Source organism: Bacillus cereus group sp. MG9, assembly GCF_040459995.1.
Lineage (GTDB): Bacteria > Bacillota > Bacilli > Bacillales > Bacillaceae_G > Bacillus_A > Bacillus_A mycoides.
The window spans coordinates 384,429-403,933 of record NZ_JARVHC010000001.1 but is presented as its reverse complement, the minus strand read 5'-3'; the positions used below and the strand labels follow the sequence as shown (position 1 = coordinate 403,933).

Sequence of the window (19,505 nt, the reverse complement as noted above, 5' to 3'; positions counted from 1 at the left end):
AAACAGCTGTCAGAAAATTTCTGACAGCTCAATAAAGCACCTATTTTTTCTTTTCCATTACAGTAGCCGCAATGCGTTCAAACTCATTTTGAATCTCCTCTTTATATGCATCCACTTTTGAAAAATCCATAGCAGCAATATAAATTCGTTCTAATTTATCACGAACTGATTTTGCTTTTGCTAAGAAAGACATTGCCTCATTCATTTTTGCTTTATATTGAATGGAAACGTCACGAATTTCTGTAGCATACTTCTCATCCGTCCCTGGTTTAACAATAAGAGCATACATATCTATAATCTCATCACCTTCGCGACTTGGAAAATATTCATGTGGTGCGGTACTATCAAAAATTGCAAATCCTAATTCTCTTACGATAACCATATCAAGACTATTCGGGTCAAATCCGCAATGATATACTTCAACGTCAAAACCTTTTTCTTCTGCTGCCTTCGATAACTTTTTAAGCATTGTTGATTTTCCAGAACCCGGGCGTCCTTTTATAAAATAACGATGTGGTAATCCTTCTGTTAAATTAGGAACAAAATCAACTGCTCCTTTCGGTGTAGCAGCTCCTAAAAAACGATGTTTCACAATCGATTGTTTTCCCTTTTTATCTGCAAATAATTTCTGAATTAGCTGATCTGTTAGTTCATTTGCTTTATTAAAATCAATGTTATTAATATATATTTTCTCCCACTCATCATGTATAACTAATGCCTCTTTAAAACATCCGTAAGCAGATTTGAAAGCCTTTCCCGCTTCTGATACAAACCGTTCAATTTCTAACTTCTGCTTTCTTAATTTATCTGAGTCCCAAGCAACTCCTAAATTTATATACTCTTCAATAACTCCTGGCATTTTCGGCTCAATAACATGCGGTGATGTTCCATCAACAATTCCTACTTTTAATTTCGGAATAATCACCCCATCAACTGACTTATTATCAGAAGAACAATGCAAAAGTTCAATATCATATCCTTTTTCAACCCATTCACGCCCTATTGCCTTTATTAAAGAAGATTTTCCCGTTCCTGGGCCTCCCTTTAAAATAAACAACCTGTCTAGCCCCTTCAAATTCTCTTCGTATAAGCTGTGAAATCCTCTAGCTGTATTTCCACCGGCATAATAATTTAATACATTCCCTGTCACTTCACTCACTCCTTCGCAACAGTCTACTTACATAAGCTACAATATGCGAGCAACTTTATTTGGGTGAACACCTAATTTGTATTGCACGAAAAAAGGAAATGAATTACAATTTAAATATCACAAATATTCCGAATTTAAAACCGAATAAACCTTTATCAAGAGAGGCAGAGGGACCGGTCCTTTGAAGCCCAGCAACCTCAGTTTATGCAAACTGAATAGGTGCTAATTCCTGCAAAATGCATTGCATTTTGGAAGATAAAACTCAACTAGTATGTAAAGCTCATCTTTCTTGATTATGAAGGATGGGCTTTTTATTATTTGAAAAAATATATTGGAGGTATGTAAAATGAAAGTAATTGATCTATCACAAACGTTTGAAAATAATATGTCTCAATTTCCTGGAACACCAAAAATCCAACTAGAAGCCATTACAAGCGTTGAAGAAACAGGTTATCAAGTTACGAATTTTCATTCTGTCGTTCATGTTGGTACGCATTGTGATGCGCCTGCTCATTTCATTTCAGGCGCAACCACTATTGATCAATTACCCCTAAATCAATTTGTAGGCGAAGCTGTTCTTATCGATGTGACTCATGTTCAAGAGCGAAAATTACCTAAGGAAGTATTACATACTGTCGACATAAAAGAAGGCGATATTGTCATTTTCCATTCCAATCTATCTAATAAATGGAATACCGAAGCTTATGAGAAAGAAGCGTTTTATCTTTCCGGAGAATTAGCTGAAGAACTAGTTCAATTAAAAGTAAAATCTGTCGGTTTAGATTTTATTTCTCCTGATGAGGTAACGACAGAAACATCACCGATTCATCACATACTGTTAGGAAATAATATTTACTTAATTGAAAACTTAACAAACTTAGATGCCATTAAAGCGAAACGATTCTTTTTCTCAGCAGCACCTTTAAAAATTAAAAATAGTGACGGTGCTTTCGCAAGGGCATTCGCTGTTATTTTTTAAACATGGTCTACAAAAAAAGCAAAGATCACTTTTGACCTTTGCTTTTATATTTTTTATTTAAGTTAAAAAAGAATTGCTCCACCCTTGGACGTATCCAAGCTAAATAATCTTTATCTTTCTTCTTTGTACAAGCTATCTCTTCTCCATCTACCATTTCGACAAGTTCTAGCTCTAACAGTTGCCTCGTAAATGCTACCATATTTACTTCTTCTGCTGGATATTCTTCTTTTAATTTCTCCTCAATTTCTCCCAATAAAAAACCGTCACGCATCATTGCTAGTGCATCAATCCAAAGTGGCGGCATTTCATATGTCTCTCCTGTAATCGTATCTTTTACAATATAGTTCTTTTGCTCTTTTCGAAATTGAATCGTGTGTAAACATACAGTCGAATTTAATGTTAATTCCATCATACCACCCCTTTCATCATATCTGCATAGAAAAAAGGATGCGCGTGCACCCCTTCTTTTCTTTTCATAACACTACTGAACCGTTACATGAGCTAAAAGCTCTATGTCGATATTTTCCTCCATTATAAACGAAGTTTTTTATAAAAAAAACCCTTCTTGAAACATTTTATAAAATGTTTATATTTACACAACAAGAACACTTTTCTGAAAAGTAATTTCGTCTAATGCACTACACTGTTGGTAAATAAATTTCCACTTTCGTTCCTATCCCCATACTACTTTCAATCGCGATACTCCCTTGATGTTCTTCAATAATTTTATATGTAATCATTAATCCAAGACCTGTACCATTCTCTTTTGTTGTATAAAAAGCTTTTCCGATCTTTTCTATTTTCTCATTTTCTATCCCAAGACCTTGATCTTCAACAGAAATACACAAGTTCTCTCCAGCTTTTTCATATGCCAGAATCTGAATATTCCCGCCTCCTGGCATCGATTCAATTCCATTTTTGATGATGTTTAACAACACTTGTTTTAATTGCTTATCATCACCATTTATAACGGGTAAATTTCCATCTACTTGCAAATTAAATTTCACTTTATATTGAGTCGCATAGCTTTCCATTAACTGTACAACATATAAAAGGATTTCCCCTATATTACACCATTCATAATTTGTTGGTTTCGGTTTTCCTAATAACATCAATTCACTAACAAACCCATTAATTCTCTCAATTTCCTGCAGCATAATCTCATAGCTCATCGTATCTTCAGGATTTCTTTCTTTTTGAATTTGTGTAAATCCTTTTAAAGCTGTTAATGGATTTCGAATTTCATGAGCGATTGTTGTAGACATAGTCCCAATAACCGCTAAATTTTCTGTCTCTTTCATACTGTTCATCATCTCAACAACTGTCCTTACATAAGATTGAAATCTCTTTAATAAAGAATGTGAAATGATGAAAAAGAATATACATAATACAAGCGGAATCACAACTTTTACATCTTGTAATATCAAAGTAAAAAATACATATTTTCCAATTACACTACAGGAAACGAAATAAAAATATTTTCTGTTCACGAAAATCGGTGCAAATAGAATTAAAAATATTTCAACCATATTTCCATTTTCAAAAACACGATCACTGTGTAAATAAATCATTAAGTTATTAATAAGATCAATAAGCATGTACCCAATTAAAAATAAGTATTTCACAAAATATACATAACCTTGTTTTTGAAGATATATTGAAATAGGAAATAAAGATATTACTAATATATATACACCTATTCCCATACCACCTTCTGGCCACCCTACCCTTGCTTCATTAATATTCATAGCGGGATAAACAAAATAATAGATAACGTCATATAAAAAGAATATAATATAGAATAATAATATAAATACTTTTAAAGCTTCTCTTTCTTCATAAATCAAGCTCTTGTATTTGTTCATATAAAAACTCCTCTTGATCAATACAAAAAAACATTTCAAGTGTTATCTCTTTAAATTATAATTATGAAATTGCTTTCAGGGCAACATGTAACCTTCTAATACTAAAAGGAAGGAGATACAGCTCCTTCCTTTTCAGTTACAATTTATATCCATCTTACCCTATCATTTAGCAATCCATCTGTGAAATTATTATGTCCTACTACAAAATCCTTCATATATAAATTTAAATATTCCCCATACTTACTTTCAGTATTTAATAATAATTCTTCTACATAATAAGCGCCTTGTCCAAAAGTATCTAACAGTAAACTACATAAGCCAGCATAAATTCCACACCCTACTTGGAAGTACGTCGCATTTGTTTTATATTTTTGAAAAACTTGGCTACTATTCATTACATTATACATGTATGTCTCATTATGTTCATAAACGAGCAACACACCGACTAAATCTTCTCCTATAATATCATCTTCTGCTGGATTAAATACTTTACGATTCCAATTCCATAAATCTTCCACTTTATCTAAGTTCTGTATAATTAAGTTTGTTGTATACTCATTGATCCGATAAAGAAAACCCACTTCCATATTAAAAGATTTCCCTAAAATTAAAACTTCTTCATGTGGCATTAAGCAACCATAAAATTCTTTTTCACCTAACTTTACTTTATACTCTGAAGCATATACATCCTCATAAAAGTAAAGTGGACGATGATGACTCATATACATAGGATAACTCCATATCGCTTCATCCAGAAAACGCTCAACTGCCCACGATGCATAAAGTGTATGAGGTTTTATAAGCTCTTTATCATTCAAAAATGAAGTATCATGTTCTACAATATAGCATGCTCGCGGCTTTTCATTTGGACGTTCTTTCATAAGCTCAACAACCATCCATTGAACAACACCAGGATTCATACCTGAGCCTATAATCGCTCTTGTATTTGTAAATGTTTCTTTCTCCTTCTCAAACCTCGTATACCTTGCCGTAAGCTGAAAACCAAGTAAACTATCGTCTTGATCTACTGCCTCATTTTCCAAAGCCGAATTAATATAACAAATGCCAAGGTCATTACAACAACTCAGTACCCTAATTGTATCTGCACCTGAAACATCAATAACAACCTTCGTTCTTTTTTCCTTTAAATGATGTTTAAATTTGACTACATCTTGAAGGTTTATTTCATATAAAAAAAATTGCTCTTTCAAATTTGGAAACAACTCATCATAATAACTTTTATCTTTTTGTTTTATATCCACCAAATGGAAGTTCACATTCTTTATCACTTCATAAATTGGATCTTTTTCATTTACTACCGCTTGATTCAAAATTGCTAACACTGCTTTTGCTGCTCCACCAGCACTGCCAAGTAATGTAATCGAAAACGAATCTGGAAACTGCTCCACAAACAAAACCCCTTTAATAAAGTAGTTGAGCAGCACTTCCTCAAAAGTGAGTTGAATACACAAAAAGGTAGCTCGTACACCTTTAGTACAAGATTTCCCCTTCAAAGATCACACTAACATACCTATATGATATTCAATTCATTTCCCCCTCATATCCAAATCGAATTAAACAAATAGGCTCGACCTTTTCTTCCCTATATATAAAAGAAAAAGCCAGCCCTTTCAACTAGCCTACGGACAATGGACAGATTTCACATGTTGAATATTCACGTACATTTTTGCATCACGTGCTTTTAATATTTCAATATGCCCTTCATCAATTTTCGTCATCTTTCCGATTTTATTAGATTCCTCGCCTAAATCAAACACCATAATTTTCCCTGACATTTTAATAAGCTGTTCTTCAAAAGTTCTAGCTAGAGTAATATTTAATGGATTTACGGGGAGTTCATTTTTATTGAGGGAATAAGGTACTTGGTTCTCTTTATAAGGAATTAACCACTTCAAATGCTTTAAAGATATATATACAGTTTTGTAAACAGGGCTATAAAAAACAATATAATCGTTCATCACACTTGTAACATAACCGTGTATCGGAACATTTCCTGCCACATAAATTTCTGTAAAAATCCCTTTAGATGTGATTAATACTTTTCTCAAAGAAATTGAAGGTGATTCCCTCTTAATTACAGAGTCCACACCAGGCTTTAATATTTCTTCATCATGCTCTCTTAAAAATTTATAATACTGGATATGGTATAAAGATATATATACATAGTCTTGTCCATTGTAAAGAACTACAATATCATTTCCTACATCAATTAATACACCTTTAAATCTTTTTTCACCGATTAATTTAACGTATATATTTTCTCCAATATTTTTGTTTAACTCATTCATCTATATCCTCCTTTCTATAAAATACTACTTTTCCTGCCTTCCATTTCTAAAAAAATAATCAGGGCAATGTTCTGTCTTTTAATAGTAAGAGATCCTTTTCATATATCGTTCATAATTGTAGCGAACTATGAAATCGTTCTTTACTTCCAATCATAATGCCCCTCTTATTTATTAAACATTATTCATCTTCATTCTTTTTACATTTCACTACTTGACTCACACTCTTAATATGATAATTAATTATATAAATAACTTCATCACAGTTTACTAGTATAATACATTCTTCATGCACTTCACTTAATAAACCTTCTACACACTCTGGTCCACCGCGATTAATCTTTATCCACTTATACTTCAGGTCTTTTAATACATCAAAAAAAGTATCTTCATCAGAATAGAAACTTGAACCATAGTAATCGTCACATTTTGTTTCTTTCACTTTCTTGACTAGACTCTTCACATGTTTCAGCTGATAATACACTACTTCTCCATGAGGTAATTGTAGTGTAAGGTAATCTTTTCCTAACGATAACAGTACACCTACTCGACTTTCTGGTCCGCGCAGATTTACTTTTACATTCTCACCGACTAAACCTTTAATTTGATCACAGCATAATACGCTCTCCAAGTTCGTATCCTCCTTCCTTATTATCTTCCTCTACTTGATTGTCTTTGTGCACGAGTTCGACCTGAATTATTGCTTTCACTGTTGCTTTCACTGTTACTTTCTTCGCTCTCTCCGCACACTACTGGGCTATAACTAACACTCTTAATATGAGCTATTGAGATTAATATAACTTCTTCTTTTACAATTAATGTCACATAATCACAAGAAACATCTTGTAAAATACCTTCAATTTTTTCTGGGCCACCCCGATTAATTTTCACCCAGCGATATTTGAAGCTTTGAAGTAGCTTTTCAAAGTCATCTTCATATTCCAACCATCCATAATCATCTGCTTCACAATCTTTCGTATTTTTTGTAACACTTTTTAGATGGCGAAGCTGATAGTAAGAAAGCTCTCCTTTTTCACTCTTTAATACAAAGTAATCCGAACATACTGCGACTATTATTCCTTTTTGAAATTCTGGACCACCCCTGTTTACTCTCACGTAAGATCCAATTAAGTCTTTCAAAAAATCACAATGAAATAAACTCACGAGAAAACCCCTTCCATTAATTTATAAGCTTTTGCACTGATAGTATATGTATCTGTACAGGTTATGTTCGCTATGTTTGTCCCCGCTATGAAAAAATATGCTTTTAACTAATAATACTAATCCCCATAAAATCTTCTTTCCCTTAAAGTAACTCTAGGATTTCGGATGACTTTTTCATCCCTTAATATAAAAAGCCCCCGTATTAAGATACATTTCTGCATATCTTAATACGGGGGCTTTTTATAAATTTAATCTTCGTCTTTAACATCCATATCTTCTGGAATTGGTTCATTTAATATTTCTTCCACTAACTGCTTATATTTCTCCATTTGTTCTAAATGTGTATTAAACTGTTCCTTATTTATTAAATATTGCTCTCCATCAAACAATGCACGAACTTTCTTTTGCTGAATTAAGTCTTCAACATACGATTTTGGTAATTTCAAATACTCCGCAGCCTCTTCTATCGTTATATACAATGTGTTCATTCCTTTATTATTTTTTCATATACATAATGTATCTTACTTTATTTTTGTAAACAAATAAAAAAGATTTTGTAAATACAAATTAAAAAGCAGGTAGATGCATTCCATATATTGTATAATAGTATAGTAAGTATTTTTTTAAATATAGAATGGTATTACCCATTTACACAAAGGAGAGTTAACATATGGCTACTCGTCACATCATTACAATGTTAGAAAAAACATTACGAGTTGAAACAGAAAACACAATTTCTCATCTATCTAAGTCTTTATCCGATCGTATTCTTTCACAAAGTGCAGCAGTACATGAAAATAATTGTTATCATACGATTGGTGAATGGTACAAAAATCATTTCTTATTCCAACAAGATGATTTCCTTTGGGCTAAATACGTTTTCTATGATGCATATTGTGAAGCTATAAAAAAACAAGGCAATCTTACAAAACGCGTTCGTCAAATATTAGAATCATTAGCTCGACAACATGGAAAACAATATATTGTTTCTATACAAAATATTCCATTTCCTAATGAACAGGAAAAAGGGACAGCATAATTTAATAATGGTCCGCACAAACCAACTATAGATTCATTGTTTCCTAGAAAGATTTACAAATAAAATGTTCAAGTCTTTGTATTCCCTTTTTATAGAAATACATTCATATGACATGGACTAATGAAAACGGTGTCATGAAAATGATTGAAAATATAGTAAACAGGAAAAACCCCATTTGTATCTCTCGTCCATAGAAATAGAGATGTAAATGGGGGTATACTTGTTCCTTTATTATTTCATCATCTGCTTAATCAATTCTCGATTTCTCTTCTTAAATACTTCATTATGGGAAGAAACCATTCCGTACTCACTTGCATCAGGTTGAATAAATTGTTTCGCTTTATTCACAGCATTTCCAGCATCTTGGAATGCTCCTGCAATTAAATGTAATTTTCCATCATGCTTTAAAATATCTCCAGCAGCATATAATCCGTCTACCGAGGACTCACTATTTGCATTCCCTGCAATAAAGTAATTATCTACAATTGCGACATCTAGCTCACTATTTTCCAATAATGTAATGTCACGTTCATATCCATGATTAATAATAACTTCTTCGATAGATAACTGAGAAATCTCTCCCGTTTCATGATTTGTTAATTCTACATATTCAATCGCTTCATGGTTATCACCAGCAATTAATTTTGTAATCGATGTATTAAAGAAACATTCTGCTGAACTATTCATAAGTTGTTTTACTTGTGCTTCGTGACCAGATAATTCTTCTTTTCTATATGTTAAGTACACTTTTTTCGCGATTGGTTCTAATTCATTCGCCCAATCAATTGCAGAGTTCCCTCCACCTGAAATAATTACCGTTTTATCTTTGAAGCGTTTTAACGATTTAACTGTATAATTTAAATTTGAGACTTCGAATCTCTCAGCACCTTCAATTGACAACTTTTGTGGATTCAATATACCACTCCCAGTTGCGACGATCACTGTTTTTGAAAAATGTTCTTCCCCAGAGCTTGTTTTCAACGTGAAAATCCCATCTTGATTACGAATAATTGATTCTATTTTTGTATTCAATACAACTTCAGGCTGAAATGTTAATCCTTGTTGTACAAGTTGCTCAATTAATTTCTCACCAGTAACCGGTAATAATCCGCCAATATCCCAAATCATTTTTTCCGGATAAACATGTATTTTTCCACCTAACTGTGGTTGAAATTCTATTATTTTCGTTTTCATCTCTCTTAGTCCACTATAAAAAGCTGAATAAAGCCCTGCAGGTCCTCCGCCTATCACAGTTACATCAAACAATTCTTCTTGATTCATTCGTGTCACTCCTCAGCTACTAATAATTGATTATCATTCTCAATAAAATATAACTTGTTTTTATAAATTTTACAATCAAAATCACTATTGACAATACACCTATATAAAATTATAGTATTTAAAGAATCAATAGTGATAATCATTATCAATTTATTAATTATTAGCAACTGCGAGATTACATCTTCTTCTATTACTATGGTGAATACTACATGGTAAAATCTCAAGTTCAAGATTGTTAATAAGACTTTTGTATTACCACTAACTTTTCAAAAAATCAAAGCTAAACAATTTATTGTATATCACATATCATCTATCAAAAGGAGAAAGACGATGAAAAAATTATTTATTTCACTAACAGTTCTGTTCGTCCTTGTTATGAGTGCTTGTAGCAACGGTTCAACAGACAAGAAGAACGACGCAAAAGGTAAGAAATCAGAAACAATTACATACCAATCTGAAAATGGTAAAGTAGAAGTTCCAGCAAATCCACAACGTGTTGTTGTCCTATCATCATTCGCTGGTAACGTAATGTCATTAGGTGTAAATCTTGTTGGGGTAGATTCATGGTCTAAACAAAACCCACGTTTCGATAGCAAGCTTAAAAATGTTGCTGAAGTATCAGATGAAAATGTTGAAAAGATTGCAGAATTAAATCCAGATTTAATCATTGGTTTATCAAATATTAAAAATGTTGATAAGTTAAAGAAAATCGCTCCTACTGTAACATACACTTACGGAAAAGTTGATTACTTAACACAACACTTAGAAATCGGTAAATTATTAAATAAAGAAAAAGAAGCAAAAACTTGGGTTGATGATTTCAAGAAACGCGCACAAACAGCTGGAAAAGACATTAAAGCGAAGATTGGTGAAGATGCAACAGTTTCTGTTGTTGAAAACTTCAACAAACAGCTTTACGTATACGGCGAAAACTGGGGCCGCGGAACAGAAATTCTTTACCAAGAAATGAAGTTAAAAATGCCTGAAAAAGTAAAAGCTTTAAAAGAAGGATACTACGCATTATCTACTGAGGTATTACCTGAGTTTGCTGGTGATTACTTAATCGTAAGTAAAAACAAAGATACTGATAACTCATTCCAAGAGACAGAATCATATAAAAACATTCCAGCAGTAAAAAATAATCGTGTATATGAAGCAAACATGATGGAATTCTATTTCAATGATCCACTTACATTAGATTTCCAACTAGACTTCTTCAAGAAGAGCTTTCTTGGTCAATAATACAAACATGAGGAATTCTTAATTTAAGAATTCCTCTTCCTTTATTCTATGAAAAGAAAAGATGTGAAACGAATGAAAAAAGAGCAAGACAACCTACGTTCCAACGCTTTTACATACAAATTAATTTTGAGTATCATTGCATTCTTTCTTATTTTTATGTTTGCAATGGTGTTAGGCGCTGCAGATACTTCTATAAAAGACGTATGGTTAGCACTTACTTCCTCTGCTAAAGGAGATAAGCTATCCATCCTTCGTGAAATACGTTTACCACGTGAAGTTGCTGCTATTTTTGTAGGAGCTGGACTCGCTGTTTCTGGTGCAATTATGCAAGGATTAACGCGAAACCCACTTGCCGATCCTGGATTACTTGGCCTAACTGGTGGCGCAAATGCTGCACTTGCACTAACACTTGCCTTCAATCCTTCTATAAGCTACCTTTACTTAACACTAGCTTGCTTTATCGGTGCTGCAATTGGCGCTATTATGGTATTTGGAATTGGCATGGTGAAAAAGGGCGGACTTTCCCCTCTTCGAATTGTATTAGCTGGTGCTGCTGTTTCAGCATTTCTACTTGCAATCTCAGAAGGTGTTGGCATTTACTTTAAAATTTCACAAGATGTATCAATGTGGACGGCTGGGGGCGTAATTGGAACGAGTTGGAGCCAATTAAAAATTATTATTCCGGTTATTTCAATAAGTATATTTATCGCTATCTTACTTGCAAAGAAATTAACAGTTCTTAGTTTCAGTGAAGAAGTTGCCGTTGGACTCGGTCAAAAAATAATCGTTATTAAAACGATTTTATTTATCATTATTATCTTGCTTGCTGGTGCTTCTGTAGCACTTGTCGGAAACATGGCATTTATCGGCCTTATGGTACCCCATATGGTTCGTCCAATCGTTGGACCAGATTACCGTTTTGTTATACCGATGTCAGCGATTGCTGGTGCTTCCTTTATGCTGCTCGCAGACACAATCGGACGTACAATTAACGCTCCGTATGAAACACCAGTTGCTGCAATCGTCGCAATTGTAGGATTACCATTCTTCCTATTTATTGTACGTAAAGGAGGAAGAACTTTCTCATGATGCAATCTATTCTAAAGAAACAACGCCTTATCATACTTGCATTACTCATACTTACCATCACAACAATTGTAATTGGAATGGGACTCGGTTCTGCCGCTCTCTCCTATGACAGATTAATCCCAACACTTATGGGACAAGGTACATTTAAAGAAGAATTCGTTTTATATTCTTTAAGGCTACCTAGAATCGTCATTACATTATTAGCTGGTATGGCACTCGCTTTATCAGGTGCTGTATTACAAGGTATTACCCGAAACGATTTAGCTGAACCTGGTATTCTCGGCATTAACGCTGGTGCTGGTGTTGCAGTTGCTTTTTTCTTTCTATACTTCCCGATAGACGTAGGTTCATTCCTTTACCTACTACCAGTCGTTGGATTTATCGGTGCGTTTCTAACAGCTGTTCTAATTTACGTATTTTCATATAGCAAATCCACAGGCCTTCAGCCAATAAGATTAACATTAACCGGCATCGGTTTTTCCTTTGCACTATCTGGCGCGATGATTGTACTTATTTCATCTGCAGATCGTATGAAAGTAGACTTTATCGCTAAATGGATTGCCGGAAACATTTGGGGAGATGACTGGACATTTGTTTTAGCAATGCTTCCATGGCTAATCGTATTAATCCCATTTGTCTTCTATAAAGCAAATCGATTAAATATACTAGCATTAAACGAACCAGTAGCAATCGGTGTTGGAATTGAAATTGAAAAAGAACGAAGATACTTATTAATCGCAGCCGTTGCACTTGCTGCCGCTGCTGTTTCCGTAACAGGAGGCATTAGCTTTATCGGACTTATGGCTCCTCACATCGCCAAATCTTTAGTAGGTCCAAGACATCAAATATTCATCCCTATCGCCGTTTTAATCGGCGGATGGTTATTACTACTAGCGGATACAATTGGACGAAATATCGTCGAACCTAGCGGTATTCCAGCTGGTATTGTCGTTGCTTTAATTGGTGCACCTTACTTTATGTATTTGTTGCTTAAGAAAGTGTAAGAAACACCCTCAAGATTTTTTCTTGAGGGTGTTTTCATTTCATTTTACTGCTGTCCATACCCTTCAAACTTCTTCGACAAATTCTCCATCTCGTCTTCTGGCAATAATTTTGGTTCCCCAACACTTTTCGTTTGGTAATAGATTTGAGCACAAAACTCAATTTCTTCTGCAATAGTAAACGCCATTTTTATATTATTCGCTCCGGCCATTAAACCATGGTTCGCAAGTAAAACTGCACGGCGATCAATCATGCCCTCGAAAGCTGCCTCTGCTAATTGCTTCGTACCAAATGTTTCATATGGTGCACAGCGTACATTCGGGCCTGCGAAAGCAATTAAATATGATACAGCAGGAAGTTCCCATCCTAATGATGCGATTGTCTTGGCATAAGGAGAATGTGTATGTACAAGCGCATTTATATCTTCACGATTTCTATAATAGATAAGGTGCATATCTAATTCGCTTGATGGTTTTCTCTCTCCTTCTATCACTTCACCATCTAAATTCAATATAACTACATCTTCAGACGTCGTTTCATAATAATCTAGACCACTTGGGCTAATTGCAACAAGACCTTGTTCACGATTAAAAATACTAATATTACCGCCAGTCCCCTTTGTTAAACCACTAGAAATCATTTTCTTTCCGTACGCTACAACTTCTTCTCTTTCTTTTTGCAGTAACATATACATCCCCCTAGTAAGAAACTTATGATGACTATTTTTCTAAAAACTATCTACTTATTGAAATAGCTTTTTTAAATTCTCCATAAACGGTGCTCTCACAATTCCCTTTTCCGTAATAATCGCTGTTACATTTTCATATGGCGTGACATCGAATGCCGGATTGTATACTTTACTTTCTTGAGGAGCAGAGTATTGTCCGAAACGATTGATCACTTCAGAAGCATCCCTTTCTTCAATTGGAATTTCTTTTCCTGTCAGTGTTTTCAAATCAATTGTCGGCGTTGGTGCTGCTACATAAAACGGAATGTTATAATATTTAGCCAAAATCGAAACACCTAATGTTCCAATTTTATTTGCTACATCCCCGTTTGCTGCTACACGATCACATCCAACGATTACTGCATCGATTTTCCCTTGTGACATGACCATTGCCGCCATATTATCTGTAATGACCGTTACATCAATTCCCGCTCGCTGCAGTTCTAATGCCGTTAACGTTGAACCTTGTAATCTAGGGCGTGTTTCATCGGAATAGATTTTTAAGCCCCATCCTTTTTCTTTCGCTAAGTACATTGGAGCTGTCGCAGTGCCATACTTAGTCGTTGCTAACGCACCTGCATTACAATGCGTTAATACCCCCATGCCATCATGGAATAATGTTAATGCATGTTCTCCAATTTGACGGTTAATTTCTTCATCTTCTCTATGAATCTCTTTTGCTTCTTCTAATAATCTATCTTTCAACTGCGCAATTGATAAGTGAGCATTCTCTTTCGCGACACTTTCCATTCTTTCAAGCGCCCAAAATAAATTTACTGCCGTCGGTCTTGATGTCGCTAAGTATGCACATACCTTTTTTACTTCCGCTATGAATTCTTCCGCCGAACTTTCCGCAACTTCCTTTACTCCTAAATACACACCGTAGGCTGCTGAAACACCTATTGCCGGCGCTCCTCGTACTTTCATTACTTGAATCGCATCCCACACACCCTCAGCCGTTTTAAAAGATTCATAGACTACTTCGTTCGGTAATACCGTTTGATCCAATAACACTAAAGCATCATCTTTCCACTGAATTGGTATTAATTGCTCTGCCATCATCTTCTCCCCTTATTTCGCACTATGCATTGACTGTTTTTTTAACGTTTCTACAAAGCTGCTACCTGTTTTATATTGATTCGCTTGTAAAATAAACTTCTTCGCTGTCTGAAGACAAATTCGCTCCGCTCTAGCACGCGCCTCTTCATTCTCAATACAAGTCATATCCTTTACCTTCGCTAGACCAACAATACGACGAATTAACTCAAGACCCGTCACTGCAGCTGTATCCTCTAATACAGATTGTAAATAAACTCGGTTAAAGCCTTCTTCCTTCGCCATAATCTCTGTCACATGAATATCCCAAGCATCTAAAAACTTCTTCTTAAATAAATCAATTACATCTATCATGGTAGATTCTATCCAGTTCATATATGTATCTTTCTCAATACCAGATTGCATCACTGCATCTGCATTCACCCATGCAAACATTAAATTCGCCATTATATTCCCAACGTCATATCCCATAGGTCCATAAAAAGAAAATTCAGGATCAATAACCTTTGTAGAATCACTTTTTACAAAAACAGAACCAGTATGTAAATCACCGTGAAGCAGCGCTTGTGCATTCGTCATAAAAGAAAACTTAAGTTTTGCTACTTCCATACGAAGCTCTTTATCACTATAAATATGCTCTCTAATCCATCCTTCGTTTAATTGAAACAATTCGTTGCGTTTATTATGATTTGTAAATGGCTCTGAATATACGAGGTCCTCTGTAATCTCACATAACTCAGGATTTATATAATTTTTCACGAGTTCCTTCTTTTCTTTATGATTCATTACAACATCTGATGTTAATAGAAGAGTGTTTACCATAAAAGTAGTTAAATCATCAGCAAGCCTCGGAAACATTTGATGATTTATGAGTGCTGTACGCAATATTGTGTGATCTGATAAATCTTCCATCACGCAACAATTCATCACACTATCAAACAAATATACATTTGGCACGAGTCCAGATGCTAACTCTCCTTCTAATCGCAAAACATCTGATTCTATACGGATTCGATTCGTCGACAACTTAAACTCATCTGAAATACGCGCTGTATCCCCAGCTTGCTTTACAATGACAGAAATGTTCTTCTGTTCATCCCAAACGCGGAACACATAATTTAAATTACCATCACCTATTTCTTTACACTTTAGCCCCTTTGCATGCTCGAACTTAGGTAATTTCTCTTGCACATATGCAATCACATCTTTAGCTTCCATTAAAAAATACTTCGTGAACTTAGACATGGTTTCCCCTCCACACTAAATGTAAACGTTTTCTAAAAGCCGTAAAAAATAATAGACTGAAACTTTTTCAATCTATACTATATCTTCTCTATTGCAATACATATCTCGCTTTTATTATATCTTGTTAGAAATGAGCGTCAATGTTTCTATTTCTCATTGCAATATACTCCTTATTATATATATTTAAGATGACAATAATTGTTCACAAAGATTCCGATACATTTTGTTTTATTTATTGCACAATTCTTTGTAAAATAGAAGTAAGCAGTTCCTTTTCAAATCCACAACTTCTAAGAAATATTTCCTTCCTAAGAATTTATACTTACACCATGTCCTAACATACACACTACTCTTTCAAACACTCATTGAAAATTTATGACTTGAAAATTACCTTCTAATTCCCTAGCAGCCTTAATTGAGAATAAATATTAATTAAATTGGTATAAAGTTGGTTTATTCTCTTGACAAAATAACCACTTCTATATGATAATTAATATCGAATTAGAATTATTATAGTTAATTAAAAAATATATTTTATGAGCAAACTAATTTCCGATGCTCAAAACCAACCTTTAGGAGGAATTTTAATATGTTATTAATCGGCACAGAAGTAAAACCGTTTAAAGCTAATGCTTACCATAATGGAGAATTTATCCAAGTTACTGACGAAAGTTTAAAAGGAAAATGGAGCGTAGTTTGTTTCTACCCAGCAGACTTCACATTCGTTTGTCCAACTGAACTTGAAGACTTACAAAACCAATACGCAACTCTAAAAGACTTAGGCGTTGAAGTATACTCTGTATCTACAGACACTCACTTCACTCACAAAGCATGGCACGATAGCTCAGAAACTATCGGCAAAATCGAATACATTATGATTGGTGACCCAACTCGCACAATCACTACAAACTTCAACGTTTTAATGGAAGAAGAAGGTCTTGCTGCTCGTGGTACATTCATCATTGATCCAGACGGCGTTATCCAATCTATGGAAATCAATGCTGACGGTATCGGCCGTGACGCAAGCATCCTTGTTAACAAAATTAAAGCAGCTCAATACGTACGTAACAACCCAGGTGAAGTTTGCCCAGCTAAATGGCAAGAGGGTTCTGCAACACTTAAACCAAGCCTTGACCTTGTAGGCAAAATCTAAGGAGTTCGATCAAAATGATACTAGATGCAGATATAAAAACACAACTATCCCAATACCTTCAGTTAATGGAGAACGATATTTTACTTAAAGTAAGCGCAGGAGACGATAACGTATCTAAAGATATGTTATCTCTAGTAGATGAATTAGCTACTATGTCATCTAAGATTACAGTAGAAAAAGTTGAACTAGAGAGAACACCAAGCTTTAGCGTAAATCGCCCTGGTGAAGAAACTGGTGTCGTATTCGCTGGTATTCCATTAGGACACGAATTTACTTCATTAGTGTTAGCTTTACTACAAGTTAGTGGACGTGCTCCAAAAGTTGAACAAAAATTAATCGATCAAATCAAAAACATTCAAGGCGAATATCATTTTGAATCTTATATCAGCCTAAGTTGTCATAACTGTCCTGATGTTGTACAAGCTCTTAACGTAATGAGCGTTCTAAACTCTGGTATTACACATACTATGATTGATGGCGCTGCATTTAAAGAGGAAGTAGAAAGTAAAGACATCATGGCAGTACCAACTGTTTACCTAAATGGCGAATCTTTCGGAAGCGGTCGTATGACACTTGAAGAAATTTTAGCTAAAATGGGTAACGGTCCAGATGCATCAGAGCTTTCTGATAAAGATCCATACGATGTTCTTGTTGTTGGTGGCGGCCCAGCTGGTGCAAGTGCAGCAATTTATGCAGCACGTAAAGGCATCCGCACTGGTATCGTTGCTGAGCGCTTCGGTGGTCAAGTAATGGATACTATGGGTATTGAGAACTTCATCAGCGTAAAACGCACTGAAGGTCCTAAGCTAGTAGCAAGTCTTGAAGAGCACGTAAAAGAATACAACATCGATGTAATGAATCTACAACGTGCGAAACGTTTAGAGAAAAAAGAACTTATTGAAGTGGAACTTGAAAACGGCGCTATTCTGAAAAGTAAGAGCGTAATCGTTTCAACAGGTGCTCGCTGGCGTAATGTTGGTGTACCGGGTGAAGCTGAGTTCAAAAACAAAGGTGTAGCATACTGCCCACACTGTGACGGTCCATTATTCATCGGAAAAGATGTAGCGGTTATCGGCGGTGGTAACTCTGGTATTGAAGCAGCTATTGACTTAGCAGGTATTGTTAAGCACGTAACTGTTCTTGAATTCATGCCAGAATTAAAAGCTGATGCTGTATTACAAGAACGTCTTAACAGCTTACCTAACGTAACTGTTCTGAAAAACGTTCAAACGAAGGAAATTACTGGTACTGACAAAGTAAACGGTATTTCTTACATCGATCGTGAAACTGAAGAAGTACACCATGTTGAATTACAAGGTGTATTCGTTCAAATCGGTCTTGTGCCAAACACAGACTGGTTAGGCGAAACAGTTGAACGCGTTCGCGGTGAAATCGTAACAGACAAGCACGGCGCTACAAACGTACCAGGAGTGTTTGGTGCAGGTGACTGTACAAATAATCCGTACAAACAAATCATCATCTCTATGGGTTCAGGTGCGAATGCAGCTTTAGGTGCATTTGATTACTTAATCCGTAACTAATTATATAAACGTGAGTTTTAAAAAAGCAGGTGCCAAGGCACCTGCTTTTTTTATAATCCTAATGTATAAACTAAAAATCTCTCATTCCCATTCTTCTCATAAGCACCCGGTAATCTTATTTCCTTCTTCAATTCAAATGCAGTCTGATTCTCCAAGAAGAAAATATAATCTTCAGAAGGGTAGTATAAAATAATATCAATTTCTCTCTCCACCGCTTCTACTGAAAGCAAAATGTTATTTACTACGTTCATAAACACTTGTACAGAAAATGGATTGAAGAAATAAAACCGGTTATCACGCGGATCAATCTCATATTCCTGCGCTAAACAACATTCAAACCGAATTTTATCTTTACTGTTTCTCACTTTTCGCGCATAACGATCACGATTATCCATTGCTTCTTTATAAAACTCTTCATTCATTTCAATCCCAACGGCCGAAGCACCACACTTATGGTGCATGTAAAAATTCAATCTCCCTTTTCCGCACCCAAAGTCTACAATTCGATCGCTACTTGTTATTTCATATTGATTCAATAACTCATCTAATCCGCTATATGGCGTCGGTTCATAACGGTGATAATGCATAGACTTATTAAATCCTTTTTGCTCACCGACAGTTTTTATATTTAATACAGCATCGTAATATTGTTCGTTCATTCGTTTG

At 34.8% G+C, this 19,505-nt stretch carries 20 protein-coding genes and 1 riboswitch; of the genes, 7 read left to right on the top strand and 13 right to left on the bottom strand.

What is annotated here, in order from left to right; all coding sequences use genetic code 11:
- Positions 1-40 precede the first annotated feature (40 nt).
- The gene (locus QCI77_RS02105; protein WP_113770339.1) at positions 41-1,150 is read right to left on the bottom strand and encodes a PRK06851 family protein; all 1,110 of its coding nucleotides are present in this window, start codon (positions 1,148-1,150) and stop codon (positions 41-43) included.
- A 149-nt stretch (positions 1,151-1,299) separates the two neighbouring features.
- Positions 1,300-1,412: riboswitch (SAM riboswitch) on the top strand.
- An 84-nt stretch (positions 1,413-1,496) separates the two neighbouring features.
- Here QCI77_RS02105 and QCI77_RS02100 point away from each other — a divergent pair.
- Entirely contained in the window at positions 1,497-2,129 is a 633-nt protein-coding gene (locus tag QCI77_RS02100; protein ID WP_113770338.1) for a cyclase family protein, read from the top strand.
- 25 nt (positions 2,130-2,154) lie between these two features.
- Here QCI77_RS02100 and QCI77_RS02095 read toward each other — a convergent pair whose 3' ends face one another.
- The 7 genes from QCI77_RS02095 to QCI77_RS02065 all read right to left on the bottom strand — a co-directional run bounded on the left by QCI77_RS02095 (position 2,155) and on the right by QCI77_RS02065 (position 7,952).
- Complete coding sequence (locus QCI77_RS02095) at positions 2,155-2,538, bottom strand: hypothetical protein (protein ID WP_033708170.1); 384 nt, start codon at positions 2,536-2,538, stop codon at positions 2,155-2,157.
- A 229-nt stretch (positions 2,539-2,767) separates the two neighbouring features.
- Entirely contained in the window at positions 2,768-3,994 is a 1,227-nt protein-coding gene (locus tag QCI77_RS02090) for an ATP-binding protein (protein WP_044444297.1), read from the bottom strand.
- A gap of 143 nt (positions 3,995-4,137) precedes the next feature.
- Positions 4,138-5,403, bottom strand: coding sequence for an S-adenosylmethionine decarboxylase related protein (locus tag QCI77_RS02085; protein ID WP_353824455.1), 1,266 nt, complete (start codon positions 5,401-5,403; stop codon positions 4,138-4,140).
- Positions 5,404-5,634: 231 nt separating this feature from the next.
- Positions 5,635-6,303 (bottom strand): LSm family protein, encoded by a 669-nt coding sequence (locus QCI77_RS02080; protein WP_002016710.1) that lies wholly within the window; start codon positions 6,301-6,303, stop codon positions 5,635-5,637.
- 178 nt (positions 6,304-6,481) lie between these two features.
- A complete protein-coding gene (locus tag QCI77_RS02075) occupies positions 6,482-6,931 on the bottom strand; it encodes a hypothetical protein (protein ID WP_002091281.1) in 450 nt (149 codons plus the stop codon).
- A gap of 20 nt (positions 6,932-6,951) precedes the next feature.
- Positions 6,952-7,464 carry a spore coat protein gene (locus QCI77_RS02070; RefSeq protein WP_353824454.1) on the bottom strand — a complete coding sequence of 171 codons (513 nt, stop codon included), beginning with the start codon at positions 7,462-7,464 and terminating at the stop codon, positions 6,952-6,954.
- A 248-nt stretch (positions 7,465-7,712) separates the two neighbouring features.
- Positions 7,713-7,952, bottom strand: coding sequence for a helix-turn-helix domain-containing protein (locus tag QCI77_RS02065; RefSeq protein ID WP_002010190.1), 240 nt, complete (start codon positions 7,950-7,952; stop codon positions 7,713-7,715).
- Positions 7,953-8,134: 182 nt separating this feature from the next.
- On the opposite strand from QCI77_RS02065, the gene QCI77_RS02060 reads away from it, so the two are divergent.
- Positions 8,135-8,503: a hypothetical protein gene (locus QCI77_RS02060; RefSeq protein ID WP_002010187.1), complete on the top strand. Its 369-nt coding sequence runs from the start codon at positions 8,135-8,137 to the stop codon at positions 8,501-8,503.
- Positions 8,504-8,734: 231 nt separating this feature from the next.
- Here the strand turns inward: QCI77_RS02060 and QCI77_RS02055 are convergent, their stop codons facing one another.
- Entirely contained in the window at positions 8,735-9,784 is a 1,050-nt protein-coding gene (locus QCI77_RS02055; RefSeq protein ID WP_044444295.1) for an NAD(P)/FAD-dependent oxidoreductase, read from the bottom strand.
- A gap of 330 nt (positions 9,785-10,114) precedes the next feature.
- On the opposite strand from QCI77_RS02055, the gene QCI77_RS02050 reads away from it, so the two are divergent.
- Genes QCI77_RS02050 through QCI77_RS02040 form a run of 3 tightly spaced genes read left to right on the top strand, consistent with a single transcriptional unit; the run spans position 10,115 to position 13,119 of the window.
- Positions 10,115-11,026, top strand: coding sequence for an iron-hydroxamate ABC transporter substrate-binding protein (locus tag QCI77_RS02050; protein WP_353824453.1), 912 nt, complete (start codon positions 10,115-10,117; stop codon positions 11,024-11,026).
- Positions 11,027-11,074: 48 nt separating this feature from the next.
- Positions 11,075-12,115 (top strand): FecCD family ABC transporter permease, encoded by a 1,041-nt coding sequence (locus QCI77_RS02045; protein WP_002091286.1) that lies wholly within the window; start codon positions 11,075-11,077, stop codon positions 12,113-12,115.
- Positions 12,112-13,119 carry a FecCD family ABC transporter permease gene (locus tag QCI77_RS02040; RefSeq protein ID WP_016103222.1) on the top strand — a complete coding sequence of 336 codons (1,008 nt, stop codon included), beginning with the start codon at positions 12,112-12,114 and terminating at the stop codon, positions 13,117-13,119. Before QCI77_RS02045 ends, QCI77_RS02040 begins: the two co-directional genes overlap by 4 nt.
- 44 nt (positions 13,120-13,163) lie before the next feature.
- Here the strand turns inward: QCI77_RS02040 and QCI77_RS02035 are convergent, their stop codons facing one another.
- The 3 genes from QCI77_RS02035 to mtnK are packed head-to-tail and all read right to left on the bottom strand — an operon-like array spanning position 13,164 to position 16,145.
- Positions 13,164-13,805, bottom strand: coding sequence for an L-fuculose-phosphate aldolase (locus QCI77_RS02035; protein WP_353824452.1), 642 nt, complete (start codon positions 13,803-13,805; stop codon positions 13,164-13,166).
- A 54-nt stretch (positions 13,806-13,859) separates the two neighbouring features.
- Positions 13,860-14,903: an S-methyl-5-thioribose-1-phosphate isomerase gene (mtnA, locus tag QCI77_RS02030; protein WP_353824450.1), complete on the bottom strand. Its 1,044-nt coding sequence runs from the start codon at positions 14,901-14,903 to the stop codon at positions 13,860-13,862.
- 12 nt (positions 14,904-14,915) lie between these two features.
- A complete protein-coding gene (mtnK, locus tag QCI77_RS02025) occupies positions 14,916-16,145 on the bottom strand; it encodes an S-methyl-5-thioribose kinase (RefSeq protein WP_002140217.1) in 1,230 nt (409 codons plus the stop codon).
- A 589-nt stretch (positions 16,146-16,734) separates the two neighbouring features.
- On the opposite strand from mtnK, the gene ahpC reads away from it, so the two are divergent.
- Positions 16,735-17,298: an alkyl hydroperoxide reductase subunit C gene (ahpC, locus tag QCI77_RS02020; RefSeq protein WP_000924420.1), complete on the top strand. Its 564-nt coding sequence runs from the start codon at positions 16,735-16,737 to the stop codon at positions 17,296-17,298.
- A 14-nt stretch (positions 17,299-17,312) separates the two neighbouring features.
- On the top strand, positions 17,313-18,839 hold the full coding sequence (ahpF, locus tag QCI77_RS02015) for an alkyl hydroperoxide reductase subunit F (protein WP_012260245.1): 1,527 nt from the start codon (positions 17,313-17,315) through the stop codon (positions 18,837-18,839).
- A 50-nt stretch (positions 18,840-18,889) separates the two neighbouring features.
- Here the strand turns inward: ahpF and QCI77_RS02010 are convergent, their stop codons facing one another.
- Entirely contained in the window at positions 18,890-19,498 is a 609-nt protein-coding gene (locus tag QCI77_RS02010; protein ID WP_016103219.1) for an SAM-dependent methyltransferase, read from the bottom strand.
- Between the last annotated feature and the right edge of the window lie 7 nt (positions 19,499-19,505).

Coding starts and splice junctions, on each gene's coding strand:
- QCI77_RS02100 (WP_113770338.1), top strand. CDS start 1,497: ATGAAAGTAATTGATCTATCACAAACGTTTGAAAATAATATGTCTCAA.
- QCI77_RS02095 (WP_033708170.1), bottom strand. CDS start 2,538: ATGGAATTAACATTAAATTCGACTGTATGTTTACACACGATTCAATTT.
- QCI77_RS02090 (WP_044444297.1), bottom strand. CDS start 3,994: ATGAACAAATACAAGAGCTTGATTTATGAAGAAAGAGAAGCTTTAAAA.
- QCI77_RS02080 (WP_002016710.1), bottom strand. CDS start 6,303: ATGAATGAGTTAAACAAAAATATTGGAGAAAATATATACGTTAAATTA.
- QCI77_RS02065 (WP_002010190.1), bottom strand. CDS start 7,952: ATGAACACATTGTATATAACGATAGAAGAGGCTGCGGAGTATTTGAAA.
- QCI77_RS02060 (WP_002010187.1), top strand. CDS start 8,135: ATGGCTACTCGTCACATCATTACAATGTTAGAAAAAACATTACGAGTT.
- QCI77_RS02055 (WP_044444295.1), bottom strand. CDS start 9,784: ATGAATCAAGAAGAATTGTTTGATGTAACTGTGATAGGCGGAGGACCT.
- QCI77_RS02050 (WP_353824453.1), top strand. CDS start 10,115: ATGAAAAAATTATTTATTTCACTAACAGTTCTGTTCGTCCTTGTTATG.
- QCI77_RS02045 (WP_002091286.1), top strand. CDS start 11,075: ATGAAAAGAAAAGATGTGAAACGAATGAAAAAAGAGCAAGACAACCTA.
- QCI77_RS02040 (WP_016103222.1), top strand. CDS start 12,112: ATGATGCAATCTATTCTAAAGAAACAACGCCTTATCATACTTGCATTA.
- QCI77_RS02035 (WP_353824452.1), bottom strand. CDS start 13,805: ATGTTACTGCAAAAAGAAAGAGAAGAAGTTGTAGCGTACGGAAAGAAA.
- mtnA (WP_353824450.1), bottom strand. CDS start 14,903: ATGGCAGAGCAATTAATACCAATTCAGTGGAAAGATGATGCTTTAGTG.
- mtnK (WP_002140217.1), bottom strand. CDS start 16,145: ATGTCTAAGTTCACGAAGTATTTTTTAATGGAAGCTAAAGATGTGATT.
- ahpC (WP_000924420.1), top strand. CDS start 16,735: ATGTTATTAATCGGCACAGAAGTAAAACCGTTTAAAGCTAATGCTTAC.
- ahpF (WP_012260245.1), top strand. CDS start 17,313: ATGATACTAGATGCAGATATAAAAACACAACTATCCCAATACCTTCAG.
- QCI77_RS02010 (WP_016103219.1), bottom strand. CDS start 19,498: ATGAACGAACAATATTACGATGCTGTATTAAATATAAAAACTGTCGGT.